21 protein-coding genes are annotated in these 18,331 nt (G+C 39.9%); 5 read left to right on the forward strand and 16 right to left on the reverse strand.

Going from position 1 to position 18,331, the window contains the following annotated elements; translation table 11 throughout:
- Window positions 1-35: 35 nt before the first annotated feature.
- From AC3ZVC_RS19485 to AC3ZVC_RS19515, 7 genes are all read right to left on the reverse strand, one after another.
- Window positions 36-698, reverse strand: coding sequence for a GntR family transcriptional regulator (locus tag AC3ZVC_RS19485; protein WP_214727021.1), 663 nt, complete (start codon window positions 696-698; stop codon window positions 36-38).
- Window positions 699-785: 87 nt separating this feature from the next.
- Window positions 786-2,249 carry an SLC13 family permease gene (locus AC3ZVC_RS19490; RefSeq protein ID WP_490064838.1) on the reverse strand — a complete coding sequence of 488 codons (1,464 nt, stop codon included), beginning with the start codon at window positions 2,247-2,249 and terminating at the stop codon, window positions 786-788.
- A 23-nt stretch (window positions 2,250-2,272) separates the two neighbouring features.
- Window positions 2,273-3,625: an MmgE/PrpD family protein gene (locus AC3ZVC_RS19495; RefSeq protein ID WP_490064839.1), complete on the reverse strand. Its 1,353-nt coding sequence runs from the start codon at window positions 3,623-3,625 to the stop codon at window positions 2,273-2,275.
- A 15-nt stretch (window positions 3,626-3,640) separates the two neighbouring features.
- Window positions 3,641-4,504, reverse strand: a complete 864-nt coding sequence (locus AC3ZVC_RS19500; RefSeq protein ID WP_490064840.1) for an HpcH/HpaI aldolase/citrate lyase family protein — start codon at window positions 4,502-4,504, stop codon at window positions 3,641-3,643.
- A gap of 47 nt (window positions 4,505-4,551) precedes the next feature.
- Window positions 4,552-5,196, reverse strand: coding sequence for a GntR family transcriptional regulator (locus tag AC3ZVC_RS19505; protein WP_490064841.1), 645 nt, complete (start codon window positions 5,194-5,196; stop codon window positions 4,552-4,554).
- 35 nt (window positions 5,197-5,231) lie between these two features.
- Window positions 5,232-6,500, reverse strand: a complete 1,269-nt coding sequence (locus tag AC3ZVC_RS19510; RefSeq protein ID WP_490064842.1) for a TRAP transporter large permease — start codon at window positions 6,498-6,500, stop codon at window positions 5,232-5,234.
- The gene (locus tag AC3ZVC_RS19515) at window positions 6,497-7,051 is read right to left on the reverse strand and encodes a TRAP transporter small permease (RefSeq protein WP_490064843.1); all 555 of its coding nucleotides are present in this window, start codon (window positions 7,049-7,051) and stop codon (window positions 6,497-6,499) included. The genes AC3ZVC_RS19510 and AC3ZVC_RS19515 overlap by 4 nt, the downstream gene beginning before the upstream one ends.
- 218 nt (window positions 7,052-7,269) lie before the next feature.
- Here AC3ZVC_RS19515 and AC3ZVC_RS19520 point away from each other — a divergent pair, with 218 nt between their 5' ends.
- The 4 genes from AC3ZVC_RS19520 to AC3ZVC_RS19535 are packed head-to-tail and all read left to right on the forward strand — an operon-like array spanning window position 7,270 to window position 9,361.
- Window positions 7,270-7,425, forward strand: coding sequence for a hypothetical protein (locus AC3ZVC_RS19520; protein ID WP_490064844.1), 156 nt, complete (start codon window positions 7,270-7,272; stop codon window positions 7,423-7,425).
- Window positions 7,422-7,871, forward strand: a complete 450-nt coding sequence (locus AC3ZVC_RS19525) for an NAD(P)-binding domain-containing protein (protein WP_490064845.1) — start codon at window positions 7,422-7,424, stop codon at window positions 7,869-7,871. The genes AC3ZVC_RS19520 and AC3ZVC_RS19525 overlap by 4 nt, the downstream gene beginning before the upstream one ends.
- A gap of 16 nt (window positions 7,872-7,887) precedes the next feature.
- Entirely contained in the window at window positions 7,888-8,391 is a 504-nt protein-coding gene (locus AC3ZVC_RS19530) for an NAD-binding protein (RefSeq protein ID WP_490064846.1), read from the forward strand.
- Entirely contained in the window at window positions 8,318-9,361 is a 1,044-nt protein-coding gene (locus tag AC3ZVC_RS19535) for a DctP family TRAP transporter solute-binding subunit (protein ID WP_490064847.1), read from the forward strand. The genes AC3ZVC_RS19530 and AC3ZVC_RS19535 overlap by 74 nt, the downstream gene beginning before the upstream one ends.
- A 224-nt stretch (window positions 9,362-9,585) precedes the next feature.
- On the opposite strand, the gene AC3ZVC_RS19540 is transcribed toward AC3ZVC_RS19535, so the two are convergent.
- The 6 genes from AC3ZVC_RS19540 to AC3ZVC_RS19565 all read right to left on the reverse strand — a co-directional run bounded on the left by AC3ZVC_RS19540 (window position 9,586) and on the right by AC3ZVC_RS19565 (window position 14,087).
- Window positions 9,586-10,653, reverse strand: coding sequence for a tartrate dehydrogenase (locus AC3ZVC_RS19540; protein ID WP_490064848.1), 1,068 nt, complete (start codon window positions 10,651-10,653; stop codon window positions 9,586-9,588).
- A gap of 2 nt (window positions 10,654-10,655) precedes the next feature.
- Window positions 10,656-11,237 (reverse strand): FumA C-terminus/TtdB family hydratase beta subunit, encoded by a 582-nt coding sequence (locus AC3ZVC_RS19545; RefSeq protein WP_490064849.1) that lies wholly within the window; start codon window positions 11,235-11,237, stop codon window positions 10,656-10,658.
- Window positions 11,238-11,260: 23 nt separating this feature from the next.
- On the reverse strand, window positions 11,261-12,103 hold the full coding sequence (locus tag AC3ZVC_RS19550; RefSeq protein ID WP_490064850.1) for a fumarate hydratase: 843 nt from the start codon (window positions 12,101-12,103) through the stop codon (window positions 11,261-11,263).
- Entirely contained in the window at window positions 12,100-12,774 is a 675-nt protein-coding gene (locus tag AC3ZVC_RS19555) for a GntR family transcriptional regulator (protein WP_490064851.1), read from the reverse strand. Before AC3ZVC_RS19555 ends, AC3ZVC_RS19550 begins: the two co-directional genes overlap by 4 nt.
- A gap of 167 nt (window positions 12,775-12,941) precedes the next feature.
- On the reverse strand, window positions 12,942-13,322 hold the full coding sequence (pcaC, locus tag AC3ZVC_RS19560; RefSeq protein ID WP_214727004.1) for a 4-carboxymuconolactone decarboxylase: 381 nt from the start codon (window positions 13,320-13,322) through the stop codon (window positions 12,942-12,944).
- Between the two features lie 42 nt (window positions 13,323-13,364).
- Window positions 13,365-14,087: a PaaI family thioesterase gene (locus tag AC3ZVC_RS19565; RefSeq protein WP_490064852.1), complete on the reverse strand. Its 723-nt coding sequence runs from the start codon at window positions 14,085-14,087 to the stop codon at window positions 13,365-13,367.
- 235 nt (window positions 14,088-14,322) lie between these two features.
- Here AC3ZVC_RS19565 and AC3ZVC_RS19570 point away from each other — a divergent pair, with 235 nt between their 5' ends.
- A complete protein-coding gene (locus AC3ZVC_RS19570) occupies window positions 14,323-15,243 on the forward strand; it encodes a LysR family transcriptional regulator (RefSeq protein ID WP_490064853.1) in 921 nt (306 codons plus the stop codon).
- A 33-nt stretch (window positions 15,244-15,276) separates the two neighbouring features.
- On the opposite strand, the gene AC3ZVC_RS19575 is transcribed toward AC3ZVC_RS19570, so the two are convergent.
- From AC3ZVC_RS19575 to AC3ZVC_RS19585, 3 genes are read right to left on the reverse strand one after another with little or no spacing between them, the layout of a single operon-like run.
- Window positions 15,277-16,353 carry an acyl-CoA dehydrogenase family protein gene (locus AC3ZVC_RS19575; RefSeq protein ID WP_490064854.1) on the reverse strand — a complete coding sequence of 359 codons (1,077 nt, stop codon included), beginning with the start codon at window positions 16,351-16,353 and terminating at the stop codon, window positions 15,277-15,279.
- Window positions 16,350-17,501 (reverse strand): acyl-CoA dehydrogenase family protein, encoded by a 1,152-nt coding sequence (locus tag AC3ZVC_RS19580; protein WP_490064855.1) that lies wholly within the window; start codon window positions 17,499-17,501, stop codon window positions 16,350-16,352. Before AC3ZVC_RS19580 ends, AC3ZVC_RS19575 begins: the two co-directional genes overlap by 4 nt.
- A gap of 47 nt (window positions 17,502-17,548) precedes the next feature.
- Window positions 17,549-18,322 (reverse strand): enoyl-CoA hydratase-related protein, encoded by a 774-nt coding sequence (locus AC3ZVC_RS19585; protein ID WP_490064856.1) that lies wholly within the window; start codon window positions 18,320-18,322, stop codon window positions 17,549-17,551.
- Window positions 18,323-18,331: the final 9 nt, after the last annotated feature.

An 18,331-nucleotide genomic window follows, 5' to 3' on the forward strand; every position in this document is an offset into this window, starting at 1 on the left:
TGGATATTGGATCCGTTTTATAAAAAAAGGGAAATTTATTTCCCTTCTTCCTTTAAACTTTTTATTAATGATTCGCCGGTTCGGAAAATATGTTCAGATAAAAGATTAGCCGCTGTTTCTTTGTCTTTATTAATGACTGCTTCAACTATTTTTCTATGTTCAATATTCGAGGTCTCTTGCTGGCCTGAAAGCAGATGAGGCGTTTGCTGAGGAAATCCATTCCATAACGTTCCAATAAATGAATTCAGCCGTTCCCACTTACACCGTTTTACCAGCATTCGATGGAACTCAATATTGTATTGAATAAAAGTATCAACGTCATCTGTTCTTTCCATTTCATTTACCAGAAAAGTAAGCTGTTCTACATCTTCCTCTGTAAGCAAATCCACACTTTGGTACACAGCCATTTTTTCAAGCTCAGCTCTTAAAGCATATATTTCTTCAATATCCTCAATATTAATGGATTTCACGACGGCCCCTTTATGTGGTTCAAGCCTTATAAGGCCCTCTGATTCCAACTTTCTGAATGCCTCTCTAATAGGCATCCTGCTAACACCCATTTTCTCAGCCAGATCGGACTGTTTTAATCGTTCTCCAGGTTTAAAATCTCCTCTGATAATGGCTTCCCTAATAACATTACATACTTTTAAGTGCAATGTATCTCTGTTTTCAATTCTTAAATCCTGATTCAATGACATTTTTAAATCCTTTCCTATTCCTATTTTAGCTTTAGGATATAGGATCCAATTTAACATGTCTATAGTTTTCAGCTATTTTTTGAATTTTTATAAAAATCCGATCCAATTCCACCATGTTACAGCTGTAAAAATGGTTACCAGAATCATAATCATAGTCATATGAAGTCCCGGTATCACAAACTCTTTCTGTTGGATTTGGCCAGTGCTGTGAACGATGATATTGGGTGTTGCTTCGACAACCAGTATATAACCGTGCAAACATGCCAGAGAGGCTGTAATGCAAATAAGCACAGGGTCAGCACCAGCTTTAGCTGATAATCCGATAAAAATTGGAATCAAAGTGACAACAGCGGTTGATACATTTGCTACTGCAAGATGCAAAATTTGGGTGATGAACAAAATAAAAATAACGCCTATAACTGGGGATCGGAGCAAATCAATGATCCAGTCTGCACTTAAACTCCCACCAACTAATTCAGCGGCACCCGAATGATTGAATCCATAGCCCAGGGATAAAGTAACTCCCATTATGAGAATAGTATCGAAATTAATTTTCACCATATTCTCCCACTTTGAACATCCCACACCTGGCAGCGCCATCAATATGACGCCTATTAAAGCAGGAATACTTGGATGCAGGCCATGTAAAGATTCTGTAAACCAAAGCCCAACAATAAGCGTCAAAATTCCTATACATTTTTTTTCAGCGAGATTAATAGGACCTATATCTTTCAATTTGTTTCTCATTTCCTTTTTCACATGGTGAAATTCTTGACGGTCTTCAGGCAAGGGAAAAGATTTAATCAATACATACCAGGCCGCAGGAATAAGGAGAAGCCAAATGGGAAATGTGTAAATAAACCATTGAATATAAGTAATTTGAATCCCCAGGAATTGTTTTAAAAGCTCAACCGTTAAAATATTGCCAATTGCTGCTGTCATAACTACTGTTCCGCTTATAGTTCCGCCAAATGCTACCCCCAGCAGAATCATCTTGCGAAGGTTCTCATTTTCCTTCACTCCAATTTGATCAAGTGACATTTGTGCAACCGGCAGCAACAAAGTCGCTCTTACAGCAACAGCTGGGATAAAAAACGCTTGAATTTGGGGAATTATAAGGATGCTCGCTAATAGCCCTTTTGCTGTACCTGCCCACTTCGCTAAAATAAAATAAGCCAGCCTTTTGGCAAGAGGAGTATCATTTACCCCTTTCGCAAGCATCATTCCGCCTATTATAAGAAAGATAGCTGGGGATGAAAAACCGCTAAAGACAATCTCCATCGTAACAACTTTGAACAATAACATTAGAACAAGCAGTAAGATTGCAGTAACACCAAGTTCCAAGGGCTCGAACGTCCAATAAAAAACACTTAGTGCCAACAGCGCAAGCATGACTTTTCCCGAATAATTCTCCCCAGGCAATATTGCATATATGGCTGCTGCAATGATAATTCCCGATAAAAGCATAATGATTTTTGAAGAATGAACAGAAATTGCCCGGGAAGCTTTTGGCACGAAATTTACTTTTGCCTTGGTATTCGGAGTACCCATTCTAGTCTCCTTCTTTCTTTAAGCTAAATTCGGCCAGCAGCTTCAACCGGTTTGCATAAATTAAAGAAGATATCCAAATCCTCTAGTTCTTCAAACCTATAAATTAAATCTATTAATCTATTTTTGGACTCTCCATTAATAATGTTTCCTGTTACGTCCTTAAACTTCTCGATTAATTGCTCATCTGTCATAGGCAGATCCTTGCTTCCGATAGCATGCTCCACAAAATGGTTAAGCTCTCTTCCATCTGTCAGTTTCACTGTTAATTTTGCTTGATCTTCTTTTATCTTTTCATCAATTGTTAAGTTTATTTTAGACCTTAAAGCCTTTACTTCAGGTTTATTTACAAACTCATCCGTAAACTCATTTACACCTGCTTTTAGATTGAGGAAGCCTGCAGCCACACAATGATATACACTAAACTTGCCTTCCAGCCCTGTTGAAAATTTAGTCTTTCCGGTAAGTTCTTTAACCAGCGGGTGTCCAGTTATTGTGATTTCTGCAATATCGTCAGCCTTTAAGTTATGGGCTTTTTGGATTGTTATTATACCGTCAATTGCAGGATGGGTCACGATTCCACTGGCAAATGGTTTATAGCTGTTCTTCTCAATTTCCCATTTATCTCCCCAGTTATCTGTCAGAAGCTCCAGCTTTCTTTCTTCAGATAAAACGCTGATAAACCCACGTTCTGCTTCCAATGCTTTTTTAGAACTTGTAAATCCTTCGCCTGCAATGAATGCAGCAAGCATCCCATTCATAGCCGCTTTTCCCGGATGGTAAGGCTTCGTCATGGTTCCAAACATTTCCCTTAACCCGGTAGGATCTGTAGCGGCAATCCCAATGGCAAAGGAGGTTCTTTCCTCGTCCAGCTCCAATAACTTGCCCATTGCCGCAGCGGCTCCAATTCCCCCTACACTGCCTGTTATATGCCACCCCCGCCAATAATGGGAAGGATAAACAGACAGGGCTAGTCTGGCCTGTACCTCACACCCTATAATAAAGGCCTCTAAAACCTCTTTCCCTGTTTTTTTCTTAAATTCGCTATAAGCTAATACAGCAGGGAAAACAGGTGAAGAAGGATGAAGGACCGTTTCAAGCAGTGTATCATCAAAATCATAGATGTGGGAGGACATTCCGTTTAGCAAAGCAGCAAAAAGCATATCCGCCTTTTCTTTTCTTCCCAGAATGGTCGCTTGCGGGCTGCTTTCCATCAATTTTGAAACATTTAAAACCTTGTCCATCGACTCATGATTGGCTGCCCCAATAGCAACGCCCAGCCAGTTTAATAGACTTCTTTTTGCTTCGTAAACAGCATTTTCGCTGATTTCGCCAAATTTTGTACGGATGATATTTCTGGCAATTTGACTGGTTACCATATAGATCTCTCCTTATTATAAAGCTGAATACTGCAATAACCCTTTTGCTTTTTTGTATACAGGATAATCCACCAATTTATTTCGAACAGAAATAGATGCACTTCCCTTTTGTTCTGCCTCCTCAAATGCTTCTACAATTTCCCTTGCCTCTTCCAATACTTTTTCATCCGGGGTGAAGACCTCATGGATTACATGCAGCTGTTTCGGGTGGATGGCCAGCTTGGATTTAAAGCCTGAAATTCTGGCACGGACTGCCTCTTTCTTAAGTCCATCCTCACTAGAAAGATCCGGGTATACTGCGTCTACTGGGCTGCCAATTCCAGCTGCCCTTGATGCGTTTACAATCTGGGACCTTGCATAATAAAGCTCCTCGCCCCCATCCGTAAGCTCGCAATCTATATCAAGCGAGTAGTCAATGGAACCAAACACAAGCCTTGGGATTAAGGAATGAGAATTGGCAATTTCATAGGCAAAGTGAACGCCAGACGCTGTTTCGATAAGGGGCAGTACTTCAAAACGTTCCCCTTTTCTGCCTGTTCTATCAAGCAGCTCAATCACTGTTTGGCAAATAACTTTCATATTGCTGCCGCTTTCCGCTTTCGGAACAATAATCCCCTTCGCTCCTGATTCCACGGCACACTCTATGTCTCTTCTCCAATACACTGTAGTAAAATCATTGATTCTAATATATACGTCTTTTTCAGCCGGATAATTTAGTAAATAGTTTTTTGCTCTTTCCCTTGCTATCTCTTTTTCATTCATGGCTACAGCATCTTCCAAATCGAAAATAACGCTGTCTGCTTCACTGGATATTGCTTTTTCCATCATTTTTTCAGAAATGGCTGGAACAAATAAGTAGGAACGCTTTGGTGCCAACATAACTCCTCCTTAATGGATATTGGATCCGATTTATATGAAGAAATAACTTACTCAATTACTTGAGTAAGCGCATTCCCTGCCCTCATGATGTGATTTTCAACCAGCTGTCTTAGCATAATAGGATCCTTCAATTCAAGTGCTCTTAACATTTGTTTATGCTCTTCATTTGAAACAAACATTGTTTTTGGAATGAGGCTTGGAACATGTGAAGGATAACCCTCAATAAATTCCTTCGTCAGCAATTTAATTTTTTTCCAATTGCATCCCTTTTGAAGCAGCATGTGAAATTGATGATTATGGGTGATAAAGGAATCCATATCATTGTTATCAATATCCTGATCCATTTTTTCAACCAATGTTTTTAGTTCTGCCTTATCTTTTTTAGTAAGAAAATTCATTGACTTTTGAACTGTGATGCCTTCCAGGAGTGCCCTCAGATAATATAACTCTTCTATATCTTCCCTTCTAAAGCCAATTACCTGAGCTCCTTTATGGGGAAGAAATGCCACTAGCCCTTCTCTCTCCAGACAGCGAAGCGCCTCCCTTACAGGCATCCTGCTTACGCCAAATCTTGCAGCTAATTCATCTTGAATCAATCTTTCCCCTGGTTTATATACCTGAGTGAAAATAGATTCTCTAATCATATCTGTTACTTTCTCTTGTAATGTATGGAATTCCTTCACTTGGTTCATTTAAAAACTCCTTAGGCAATAACAGCTTTAAAGAATTATTTTGCTAAAAACAAAGAAATTTGCGGGAAAATGACAATTAATACTAGGGCTATTAACATTAGTGCAAAGAAAGGCAGAACCCCTCTTACCACTTCTCCAACCTTTTCCCTGGTGATACCGCTTACAACAAACAGATTCAAACCTACTGGAGGAGTAATCATCGCCAATTCCATATTAATTGTCATGATGATCGCAAAATGAATGATATTAATATCAAACATTACTAAAACCGGAAGCAAGATTGGTAGTGTAATCAAAATGATCGCAACTGCTTCCAGGAACATTCCAAGTACGAAGAACATCAGATTGACGCCTATCATAAATATCCATTTATTTGTAGTGCTCTCTTCAATCCAAGCGGCAAAACTTTGCGGAACTTGTTCTGTCGTTAAGAACATTCCGAATATCATTGCAGAAGCAATAACCAAGAAAATCATTGACGTAATATTGATGGATTCCTTTAGCACTTCCCTAAACTTTGGAAATGACATTTCTTTATAAATAAAAACTGAAACAATGATTCCATAGAAACATGAAACAAACGCAGCTTCAGTTGGTGTTACAATTCCTGAATAGATTCCTCCAAGAATTATAACAGGAAGGAGAAAACCCCAAATGGCTTTATAGGTTTTTTTCCATCGTACATTCATTGGTTCCTTTGGCAATTTCCCATAGTTATTGATTCTTGCATTGACAATCGCAGAAATTAGTAAAATACCGCCAAGCAATAAACCAGGGATAATCCCTGCTGCAAACAGCTTGCCAACAGACTCCTCTGCAACAGATGCATAGATAATTAATGGAATTGACGGCGGAATCAGGATTCCAAGAGTACCTGCTGCTGCAACTAATCCCATTGCATAACGCTTGCTATAGCCTGCTTTCACCATTCCGGGAATCATGATGCTTCCGATAGCAGCGGCTGTGGCAGGGCTTGAACCAGAAATTGCTGCAAAGATCATGCACGCAAGGATTGTTACTACCGCTAGTCCTCCGCGAATATGACCAACCCATGATTTTAAAGCTTCAATCAAATGAAAGGATATACCGCCTTTTGACATGATGATTCCGGCAAATACAAATCCTGGAATAGCCATTAGTGTTGCGGAGTTTAAAGAGTTAAACATTTTTTGGATGACAGTATAGAGTGTAAAATCGATCATTGAAAGAGCCACGATACTGGATAACCCCAAGCTGACTGCAATCGGGACTCGAATAAGACACAAAATGGCAAACACCAAAAATAACACTAAAACCGGACTCATGCTCCTACTCCCTTCTGCTCAGTTTCTTTGTTTAATTCCTGCATTTCTTCATAAAGATGTTCAAGTTCTCCTGTGATTTCTCGTTTATCTCCTGTAAATGCACGATACGCCTTCACAATAAAGTACAATCCCAGTAAACTCATGCCCACTGGCAGAACCAGATAGGTGATCCAGATTGGAATACCAACATCGATGGTAGTAATCCCCTGTTCCTTTGAAAGCGTTATCAATTCCAGGGATGAAAAAGCGAGATAAAAGGAGAAGCCCGCTCCTATTATATTACTAATACCGGCAACGATCTTTTTTAATCCTTTTGGCAGCAAATCAAACAATAACTCTACTTGAATATGGCGATTGTCTTTTAAGGCCATTCCAAAGCCGATAAATATGGCCCAAACGAGCAGAAATTCGAAAATCTCTGTTACCCATGCCTGTGGTGCATTAAGAACATATCTTGTAAATACACCATATAAACTTACCACTACTCCTCCAATAAATAGCAATCCAGCTGCTCCTTCTTCGATGCGATCGAGCCATTTAAAGAGCTTCATACAAATCAACTCCTTTTTTGGGATTGTATCCAATCCGTGCTTGGTTTCTTTTTCAATATACAAGAAATGAAAATAAAAATAAACAGAAAATTTTATTTTTTTATTATTTTTTGTGTATTCACAATATTCGACTGTTTTGTTATACTATTTTCATCAGCCTGTATTAGCACCTGGTCAAAGTTTGTTTTGTATCCAAAATCCAAAAAGGAGGTCGAAAGGTGGTCATAAAAAACAGGACTTTAGCATTAATCAAGAAATCCTTCATAGAATGTTTCAAGATAGCTGAAGAGAATCTCGAGGATGCTGCTGGTGTCCACAGAAGAAATCAGGTTGGCTCTTTACATAAGGGGCTTAGGGGAGATGCTTCTTTATGAATGAAAATATTGGCTTTATCGGACTGGGAAAAATGGGTCTGCCAATGGCAAAGAATCTCCTTAAGAATGGATACAATGTTTTTGGAGCAGATGTAAGTGTAAATGCATTAGAAGAACTCCGGGCATTGGGCGGAAATACCGCCAGCATGAAAGATTGGATTCATAAAGTGCACTATATTGTGTTAATGCTCCCTTCCTCTGCCATAGTAAACAAGGTAGTAGAAGAAATCATTGACGCAACCTCTTCTGGAAAAGATCAGAATTCGCTTATGATTATTGATATGAGCAGTTCTTATCCGTCTGATACAAAAGAGAACAGCAATAAGCTGGAGCCCTATAATATTGGTTTTGTCGATGCTCCTGTTAGCGGGGGAGTCAAAAAAGCAGTTGATGGGACATTAACGATTATGGCTGGAGGGATCAGCAGATCATTTCGAGAAATGTAAGCGTTTGCTAGGTGCCATGGGCAGCAGTATTTCATTAGTCGGGCCATCCGGAAGCGGTCACTTAATAAAAGCAATTAATAATTACTTATCAGCTACCCATCTCTTAGCATCTTGTGAGGCTGTACAACTGTTGGAGAATTTTGGCGTAGAACCAGAAAAGGCAATTAATGTCATTAATCAAAGTACTGGCAGGAGCGGCTCTACAGAATACAAATACCCGAATTTCATTTTGACAGAAGCTTATAATTCGGGATTTTCTCTTGAACTCATCAAAAAAGATATAGGTATGGCAAATCAGCTTTTTAAGGATGCAGGTGCCGCTACTTCATTGCCTCAAATTGTCTATCAAAAATTCAGTGAAGCAAGCAATACATTAGATAAAGAAGCTGATCACACAGAGATAAATAAATTTGTCTCTGCCTATTTATTAAAAAGGGGGATTTTAAATGAAGAAAACGAAAAAGTTATTCCTGGCGGCTCTGACTCTGGTATTGATGTTCGCTCTGGCAGCCTGCGGTAATTCTGAAAAGACGGAAGGATCAGGCTCAGGCGGCGGAGCGGAGAGTGACGGAATTCAGGAGATAACCATTAAAATTTCTCACGTCGTAGCTGAAAATACGCCAAAGCACCAAGGTGCCCTAAAAATGAAAGAAGTAATTGAAGAAGAGTCAGGCGGCAAAATAAAAGTTCAGGTATATCCTAATAGCTCTTTATTTGGCGATAAAGATGAATACCAGAACCTTGTTGCAAACAATGTCCAATTCATTTTACCGGACATGTCAAAGCTTGTGGGTAACGACCCTGGATTCAATATCCCTGCAATGCCTTTCCTATTTGAAAGTGATGAGGCAGCAAATGCATTCTGGGATGGAGAAAAAGGACAAGAAATCTTTAAGCGTTTAGAAAAAGATGGTGTATTAGGCCAGGCAATGTGGCCAAATGGTGCAAAGCACATGACTAATGATAAAAAAGCGATAAAGACGCCAGAAGATTTAGATGGAATGAAAATCCGTACACAAGGCGGACAATTGCTTGAAGCTATCTATGCCAAGCTAGGAGCTGGTTCTGCTTCGATTCCTTTCGGTGAATTATATACTGCCCTTCAGCAGGGAACTGTTGATGGACAGGAAAACACATTCAGCAACATTGAATCCAAGAAGTTTGACGAAGTTCAAAAGTATATGACAATTATGGGCCATACACGTGTTGACTATGCATTGCTTACTAACACTAAGTTCTGGGATAGTCTGAACGAAGAAACAAAAGCGGTTGTACAAAAAGGTGTTGACGAAGGAACCAAGCTTGCAAGAGAATCTGCTAAACAGCTTAACGACGATGCTTTGGCAAAATTAAAAGAAAATGGGCAAGTTGAAATCAATGAGCTTTCAGAGGCTGAAATTGAAGAATTCAAGAAAGCTCTTGAACCAGTTTACAATGAATGGGCTGAAAAAATCGGCAAAGATATTATTGAGGATGCAGAGAGCAAATAACTCTTTTATTTCAAATCTAAAGAACAACCGCAGCCCTTAAGGCGCGGTTGTTTTTATGTATCCTAAGATAATTTTTTCAACCTTGTCATCAGCCGTTGTGATAAACCGTCTAAGAGAAATTTCCCTGCCGCCAGCAGGATATAGAGCTTGGAGCAGAAGTAGGAGATAGCTTAAAATAAAAAGAATCCCAGGAGCCTGGAATTCTTTTTTTATTATAGTATGAGTTAAACAGAAACCGCCTTCTTTAGCCTTCTGCAGATCTCATCTCCAACCTCTTCAGTGGATGATGTTCCCCCAATATCCGGTGTTTTAATACCATCATTTGTAACGTCCTCAATTACATCAAGAAGCTTTTTACCCAGTTCCTCTTCACCGAAGTGATCCAGCATCATTTTGGCAGTCCAAATTTGTCCAATTGGATTAGCTATTCCCTTGCCAACGATATCAGGAGCAGAGCCGTGGACAGGCTCAAACATAGATGGATACTTTCCATTAATATTGATATTTGCAGCTGGGGCAATTCCAATGCTGCCCATGATTGCCCCTCCAATGTCAGTTAAAATGTCACCAAATAGATTGCTCGCCACAATAACATCAAATATTTGCGGACGGGTTACAAAAAATGCAGCAAGTGCATCAATATGGTAAGATGCTGTCTGCACATCCAGATAATCTCCCTTAACATCATTAAAGACTTCGTCCCAGAAAGGCATGGAATGGAAGATACCATTAGACTTGGTGGCTGATGTTAAATGCCCTCTTCTTTTCTTTGCAAGTTCGAAGGCATATCGCATGGCCCGTTCTGTCCCTTTCTTTGTAAAAACAGCATTCTGGATGGCAAGTTCATCCTCACCTTTGTGAATTCTGCCTCCTACTTCACTGTATTCACCTTCGCTGTTTTCTCTTACTACGATTAAATCAAAATCATTAGGATTAACTAACGGCGATTTTAAGCCTTTAAAATATTTTGCAGGGCGAATATTAATCGACTGTTCAAATTCTCTTCTGATTTTAATTAACAGACCCCATAAAGAAATATGGTCTGGCACTAAAGCTGGGTTGCCAATGGCACCAAGAAAAATAGAATCAAAGTTTTTTAGTGTTCCTAAACCGTCTTCCGGCATCATCTTTCCGTGTTCGATATAATATTCGCTGCTCCATGGAAAGGATTGAAAATCAAATTTTAATCCTCCATGCACTTCTGCTACCGTCTCTAATACTTTTAATGATACAGGTACTACTTCTTTTCCAATTCCATCTCCAGGTATTACGGCAATTTCATATTTTTTCATGATCACACAGCTCCTTTATTTGTTTTTTGGTTGTAATTTTCATATTTGGCTATTTCCTGCTGGTATAAGTCCTCACCATTTGAGTCATATGCTACAAGCAGCGGAAAATCTTGTACTTCTAATCTTCGTATTGCTTCTGGACCAAGATCATCATAAGCAACTACTTGAACAGCTTTAACTCTCCTGCTTAAGATGGTGGACAATCCGCCAATAGCTGCAAATGAAATGGCGCCATATTTCCTGCATGCTTCCTTGACCAAATCCCTTCTTGGCCCTTTGCCGATGGTTCCTACAACTCCATATTCGTACATTGCAGGTGCATACGGATCCATTCTAAATGCTGTTGTCGGCGCTACCGGGCCTATTACCTGTCCTGGTTTTGGAGGACATGGACCGGCATAAAAGATAATCTCCCCTTTCAAGTTAACTGGCAAAGGCTCATTGTTCTCAAGCAGCTCTACCATTCTTTTATGTGCAGCATCTCTAGCCATGTAAATGGTTCCTGATAGGAGAACCGTATCGCCGATTTTTAATTTTTTTATATCTTCCTTGGTAATAGGTGTCTGCAGCCTGTATTCTGGCATTTTAAACCCTCCTATCTATTTATTCAGATAATTACTGATTTCTTTCTTGCAGCATGGCATTGTATATTTACTGCAACCGGCAATGCCGTAATATGGCATGCATAGGTTTCTATCGGCACCCAAAGAGCTGTACTGGTCCCTCCGAGGCCTTGAGGTCCAATTCCAGTATCATTAATAGCTTCTAGCAATTCCTCTTCCAGCTGTGCGATATGTGGATCAGGGTGATGAACGCCAATTTCTCTTAATACCGCATGCTTGGCCAGGGAAGTCACTTTATCAAAGCTTCCTCCTATTCCCACCCCTACAACGACTGGCGGGCAAGCCTTACCTCCAGCATCTTTAATCGTCTGCAAAACAAACTTCTTTACTCCTTCAACGCCTTCCCCTGGGAGCAGAAATTTCATGGCACTCATGTTTTCACTGCCGCCGCCCTTTGGCAGGACAGTAATTTTTATCTGATCACCTGGTACGATCTCCGTATGTACCACAGCTGGTGTGTTATCTCCTGTGTTAACGCGCAGCAGAGGATCACCTACAACCGATTTCCTTAGATAGCCCTCTCTGTATCCAGTCCTTACGCCCTCTTGGATGCTATCGAGGTAATTGCCGCCTGTAATATGCACATCCTGCCCTATTTCTACAAAAACCACTGCCATCCCCGTATCATGGCAATAAGGCATATGATTATTTTTGGCTTCATCTGCATTTTCCATCAGCTGTTGAAGAATGGACTTGCCAATAGGAGAAGCCTCTGTTTTTTCGGCACGCCTAAACCCTGCCAAAACATCCTCTGGCAAATAGTAACAGGCTTCCCAGCAAAGCTTGGCAACGCTTTCACATAAAACCTCCGCATCAACAATCCTCATCTTATCTCCCCTTTTCCCTCAATAAGCTCAATTAGATTCTTTAAATCTACTTGCGTATGTTCCTTTAAGCTCTCCGATGCTTTTTCAGGATCTCTCTCTTTAATCGCTTTAATGATATCTTTGTGTCCTTTTAGAATAATGCGGCCTCGTTCGTTACCCTCGATATTCAAAAGCCTATAATAATAGGTTAATGAATGAAGCTCATCGACCAGTTTCTTTAATCTTACATTTCCGCTAATTAAAATAATTTGTTCATGAAACTTTGTGTTCCATTTAACGATTTCTTCCTTATCATTTTTTTCGATCGAAGTTTCCGTTTCGGCTAAAATTCTTTCAAGTTCAGCTATTTGTGATTCTGTTGCCCGTTGTGCTGCAAGAGCTACAGCAGCGGATTCAAGAGCAATTCTGCAGCCATATATATCTTTTACATCCTTTAAAGTAGGCTTATATACAGTTATTTGCGACTTTTCATCCATGATCAAAAGACCCTCATTAATTAAAGTTCGAATCGCTTCTCTTACAGGGCTGCGGCTGATTGAGAATTGCTTGGCAAGCTGAGCTTCATATAGACGGTCTCCTGGCTTATATTCTCCGTGCCAAATTCGTTCTTTTATGGTTTGCTGAATTTGGAGGTAAAACGGAAGTGCCTTTTCAAGTGGTTTTTGATTCACATTTGCCCCCCTTTCGTTGTCCATTTTCAGATCTGTCGGCTGTCGACAGCTTTAATTTTATAATAGTGTAAACTATCTAAAAATTCAATTAAAAATAAATGAATTAAAAAAACACCATTCCGATTCTAATTTATTAGAATGGTGTTTCAGCGCAAGGAGGATAACTATTATTCTTCTATTTCCATTTCCTTAAATATTTCTTGAGCTGCCTTAAAACTATCCAGTGATGCAGGCACGCCACAATAGATTGCAGTCTGCAAAAATATTTCCTGGATCTCTTCTTTTGTTACTCCATTATTAATGGCACCGCGTAAATGGAGCTTTAATTCATGAGGGCGATTTAATGCCGTTAGCATAGCTAAATTAATTATGCTTCTCGTCTTTCTAGGCAAACCATCTCTTGTCCAGATTTCTCCCCAGCAATATTCAGTAACTAATTCCTGGAGAGGCTTTGTAAAACTTGTTGCGTTTTTTATGGAGTTATCAACATATTCAGCTCCTAATACTTCACGCCGCACTTGCAAACCTTCATCAAATTTTACTGTCATTATAATTCCTCCTTAGTTAACTATTTCATTTTTTAGGCTCTGCTACCTTGACTGTTGATCTTCACTCCAGGTACTTGCTTTACGCTGACAGTCATGTTTTAAAAAAAATGTGCCTAAAGCAATTGCCACAGTTTGATCTATTTCGTCTATAATCCTGCACTCTGAAACAACTGTGCTTTTCCCTAAATGAATAATTGCAGGTTTTGCATACAGCTTTTTCCCCTTGCCAGGTCTAATATAATTCATTTTTAGTTCTAAAGTGTAGACTTGGGAATCTTTCGGTATCTTGGTCATTATGTGAAAACCAATAGATACATCTGCCAATGTATAGAGGGCTCCTCCCTGGGCAACATCATATGTATTGGCATTTTGCATACCCAATTTCATGCTCATTTCGCCATTCTCTTCAAAACCAATTCCTAATAATCTGCCAGTATAATGAAGTTCTTTTTTTGAACCTTTAAGCGCTTTAATAACATGGGATACCTGATTTAATTCCTCACTCGAAAGAGTCTCAAGCTCTCTTAAAATATCACTGGCAACTGTCATTGTTTTAATTCGTCCCCCTCCTCTCTTTAAATGTTTGGCTTTGTTAAACTTTCCGGATGATTTCCGCTTAAAAAGCTCAGCAAAAAAGGTGCAGTCCGGAAGCCTCCGCAAGCAATAAGCAAGGTCTCCCTTTGACTCGCTTTTGCCGCAGACATTGAATCCGCTTCCTTGATTTGAATGCTTTTTCGAGGATCTCCCGCCTTCAGCTTCAATCAATAGGAGGCAAAACCCACCATGGGCGTTAACAGCCAAATTTTTAAATATCTACTATTAGGATACTGGATCCAATAAGAAACGTCTATACTTTTCTGAATTTTTTAATGTTTTAAATCAAATATTTTTATTACATCGAAATAAGCGTTAAAGCACTATGAAATTATTTATAAAACTGATATAATAAATTAAAAGATAGAAAAATACTATAACAATTACGTTGAGGGTGACAATTAAAATGGATATCAAACAATTAGAGGTATTTAATACAATATATAAGCATAAAAATTTTTCAAATGCAGCTAAAGAGCTTTTTATTTCACAGCCTACTGTAAGCGCTCACATAAAAAGCTTGGAGGAAGACCTGGGTTTGCAGTTATTCAACCGGAAAAATAAAGCGATGGGAAATTTAACGGATGCCGGTAAAATTTTATACCAATATTCCACGCAGATCCTTTCCCTTGTCCGTGAGGCTGAAGCATCATTGGCCAATTATAAACAAGGCCACTCAGGCTCGTTATCTTTGGTCACTTCCCATTCATTTTGTTATTGGATATTGCCTAAGATCCTTGAGAATTTCAACCAAATGTATCCGTCAGTAGACATCATATTGCATACTGAATTTACGCCAAAAATGATTGAAATGGTTTATAACCGGGAGGTGCATTTTGCAATCGCCAGAACTAGTACCCCGGACTTTAGCGACGACTTTCTTCATAGTGAACTAATTGGGCAGGATCCAGCCGTTTTTGTTGTTTCACCGCATCACCCCCTGGCTGATTCAAAAAGTGTCTCAATTGAAGAAATTGTTCAGGAAGAATTTATTGTTTACGGGAAAAAATCAAGCTTTTGGCCACAGGTTCAAGGTGCTTTTACCAATATGGGCTATACGATTAAAACCGGCATGGAACTGAATGATATTAATGCAGTTAAAAAAATGATTGAAATCAACATGGGGATTTCAATCTTGCCGCAAATTTCTGTCCAGAGTGAGCTTGAGAACGGAACGATAAAGTTGGTTAAAGTAAAAGATTTTCCTCAAATTATGAGATATTCAAATTTAATATACCAAAAAGATTTAATAATGACTGGTGCTATCGATAATTTCGTCAAATTTATTCGGGATACTCAGCCTTACTTATTGGATGGGGCTATATAAAAAATCAGGTCCCATCAACAGGGACCTGATTTTTTACCTTTTATCTGCCGTGGCCTTCGCGGTTTTTGTAATAAATCCCCATAGATCTTCCGGAGAACTTAGGATCTTTTCCCCAAGTTTCTTGGCTAAAATACTCTCCATCCCGTATTCATCACGCCAGGCCCATAATCTCCGTGTACATTGGTGGAGCGGGTGTTCATCTGTAAACCCCATCGCACCATGTACCTGGTGGGCAATACGGGACCCTTCCTGGGCTGCATCACCAAGCTGGACTTTGGCCATTGAAGCTTCTTCGGTACTGATCCCGGCATCAATATTTGTGATAATAAAATCTGCAACAGCCATTGATGCTGTTGTTTCACCAGCCAAAATAGCAAGCTTCTGCTGAACAGCCTGAAATTTGCCAATAGGACGACCGAATTGTGTTCTTTCTTTTGTATAAGTAACCGACAGCTCCAACGTTTTTTCCATTGAACCCGTCATCAGCATAACCCTCGTCAGTGTAGCCAAGTCAAAAATTTGGCTTACTTTACTATGATCAATGGCTGTTACTTCATTATCATGCAAGAAGATATGATTCAACACCACTTCATCCCGAGGGTCTCCAGCTAAATTTTCATGATTGCTGACCTGACATTCCTCCAGGCTAACATTGGCAATTTTATATTCATTCTCAAAGGTTTTACCTAAGATCGTAATCGTTTTGGCATTTCGGGCCCAAGGTACATGTTTAGCTATACCCGATAGTACCCATCCTTTATCAGTTTTATCAAAATCAATTTCGTTTTCAAAAGAAAATGTACTAATAGTATTAGTAACAGGCAGTCCACATTCTGTTAAAGCAAAATTAGAGAGAATATGTTCTGCCAAAGGCACAGGAGCAGCATAATATCCGGCAATCTTAAGCAAAGCCATAAAGTCGCCTAAATCACCGCCTGACCCGCCTTTCTCTTCATGAATGCCAACTGCATTGACACCAAGCTCTTCAAGGGTCTCCCACAGCGTTTCAGGAAATTCACCTTTTTCTGCAGACGATATTAACTCCTTCGTACATAGGTCCCTTAATACCTTGCTAACGGTATCTTCCAGCATTGACCTTATTTCACTCATCGAACACCTAACCCCCTTGCAATTATCCCGCGCAGAATTTCTGTTGTTCCTCCTCGTAAAGTAAACCCTGGTGCATGAAGAATAGCCTGAGCCAATAAGGCATCAAAACTGGAATCAGCTGTTACAGAAGGGTGGCTTGGGATCAGGAGCCGTGCAATTTTTATAATCTCATTTTCATATTCTGTTCCTAAATCCTTAACAAGTGCAGCCGCTATTTCCGGTGATTTTCCTTGCTCCAGCAAACCAGCGACACCTAAAGACATCTTTCGGAGAGTCCATAGCCTTGAAATAAGCCGCCCAACTGCAATCTTTGCATAATCACTGTCAGAATCTGAAAGCTTCCTCACTAATTCTTCTAAAAGAGGGTATGTACTCATAAACCTTTCTGGACCACTGCGTTCATATGCCAGTTCTGCCAAACTTTGTTTCCAGCCTCCTCCTTCCTCCCCTATAATCATGTCCTTTGTGACTTCAACATCTTCCATTATTACTTCATTAAAATGATGTTCTCCCGTCATTAGGTGTATTGGGCGGATTGTAATGCCTGGAGCCGACAGATCAAGCAGTATTTGGCTTAATCCTTCATGTTTTTTCTCTCCTAAAGGGGCAGTTCGCACTAAGGTGATCATATAATGGGCGTGATGGGCTCCGCTGGTCCATATTTTGCTGCCATTTACAATCCATTTATTACCCGACTTTTTAGCTCTTGTGGAAACAGAAGCAAGATCCGAGCCGGAATTAGGTTCACTTAACCCTATTGCAAAAAAGATCTCACCCTTGGCAAGCAAGGGTAAAAAGCGCTGCTTTTGTTCTTCTGTTCCATAGCGCAGCAATAAAGGTCCCGTTTGACGATCTCCAAACCAATGTGCCGCAACAGGTGCGCCAGCTGCCAACAGCTCTTCGGTCACAACAAATCGTTCTAGTGCTGATCGTTCATGGCCTCCATATTTCTTAGGCCATGTCATTCCAAGCCAGCCTTGTTCACCAATCTTACGGCTAAACTCTGCTGAATAACCGCCGAGCCAGGTATCACATTTTGGTTCAAAGCTTCCTCGGCTTCTCTCCATGCTTAAAAACTCTCGTATTTCCTTACGTAAATCTTCAGCTTCTTCAGGTAATTCAACATTGGGCAGTTTTAATTCTTTCAAATTAATGCCTCCATTCTTCAAAGAGTAAAAAGACTTATAAAAGATTTTTATCTGCCTTTAAAAACCGGTTTCCGCTTTTCCCTGAATGCAGCAAGTGCCTCATTTCGATCTTCTGTATTCAGCACTCTTTCATATGCCTCAGCTTCATAAAAAAGCCCCTCTTCGAGTGTGACGCTGCGACCAAAATTGATGGCAGCTTTTGATTCTTTTACTGACAGCGGCGCATTCTGATTTATCTCTTCTGCTAATTCTATAGCCCTTTCCAAAACTGGTCTTTCTTCAACAACTTCACTGATCAGACCGATGGATAAAGCTCGCTCTGCAGTTATCTTCTTGCCGGTAAAGATAAGCTCTTTTGCGTGCAATTCACCAACTGCTCTTAAAAGTCTTTGTGTTCCGCCTACGCCAGGGATAATTCCAATTTTAACTTCGGGGAGACTGAATAAGCTATGGGAAGCTGCTATTCTTAGATCACAGGCAAGAGACATTTCCATTCCTCCGCCTATGCATAAACCGTTTACTGCCGAAATAACAGGCTGAGGGAGACTTTCGATTTCACGATAAGTTTGTCTGGCTTTGTCCAGATAATCCTGAACCTCCTGGGGGCCCATGTTTATCCTTTCTTTTAAATCTGCACCTGCAGTAAAAGCAGTAGATCCCGAGCCTGTAATAATGACTGTTTTATATGAATCAGATTCCTTAATCTTTATGAGTGAGTCATGCAGCTGCAAGAAAGTTTCATAGTCAAGCGCATTGTAGCCATTTTCCCTATAGAGCTGTAAAATAGCCGTCTCTTCGTTTTCCTGAAAAATAATACTCAAAAATTTCAC

It is taken from the genome of Cytobacillus sp. C11.1 (genome assembly GCF_058145115.1).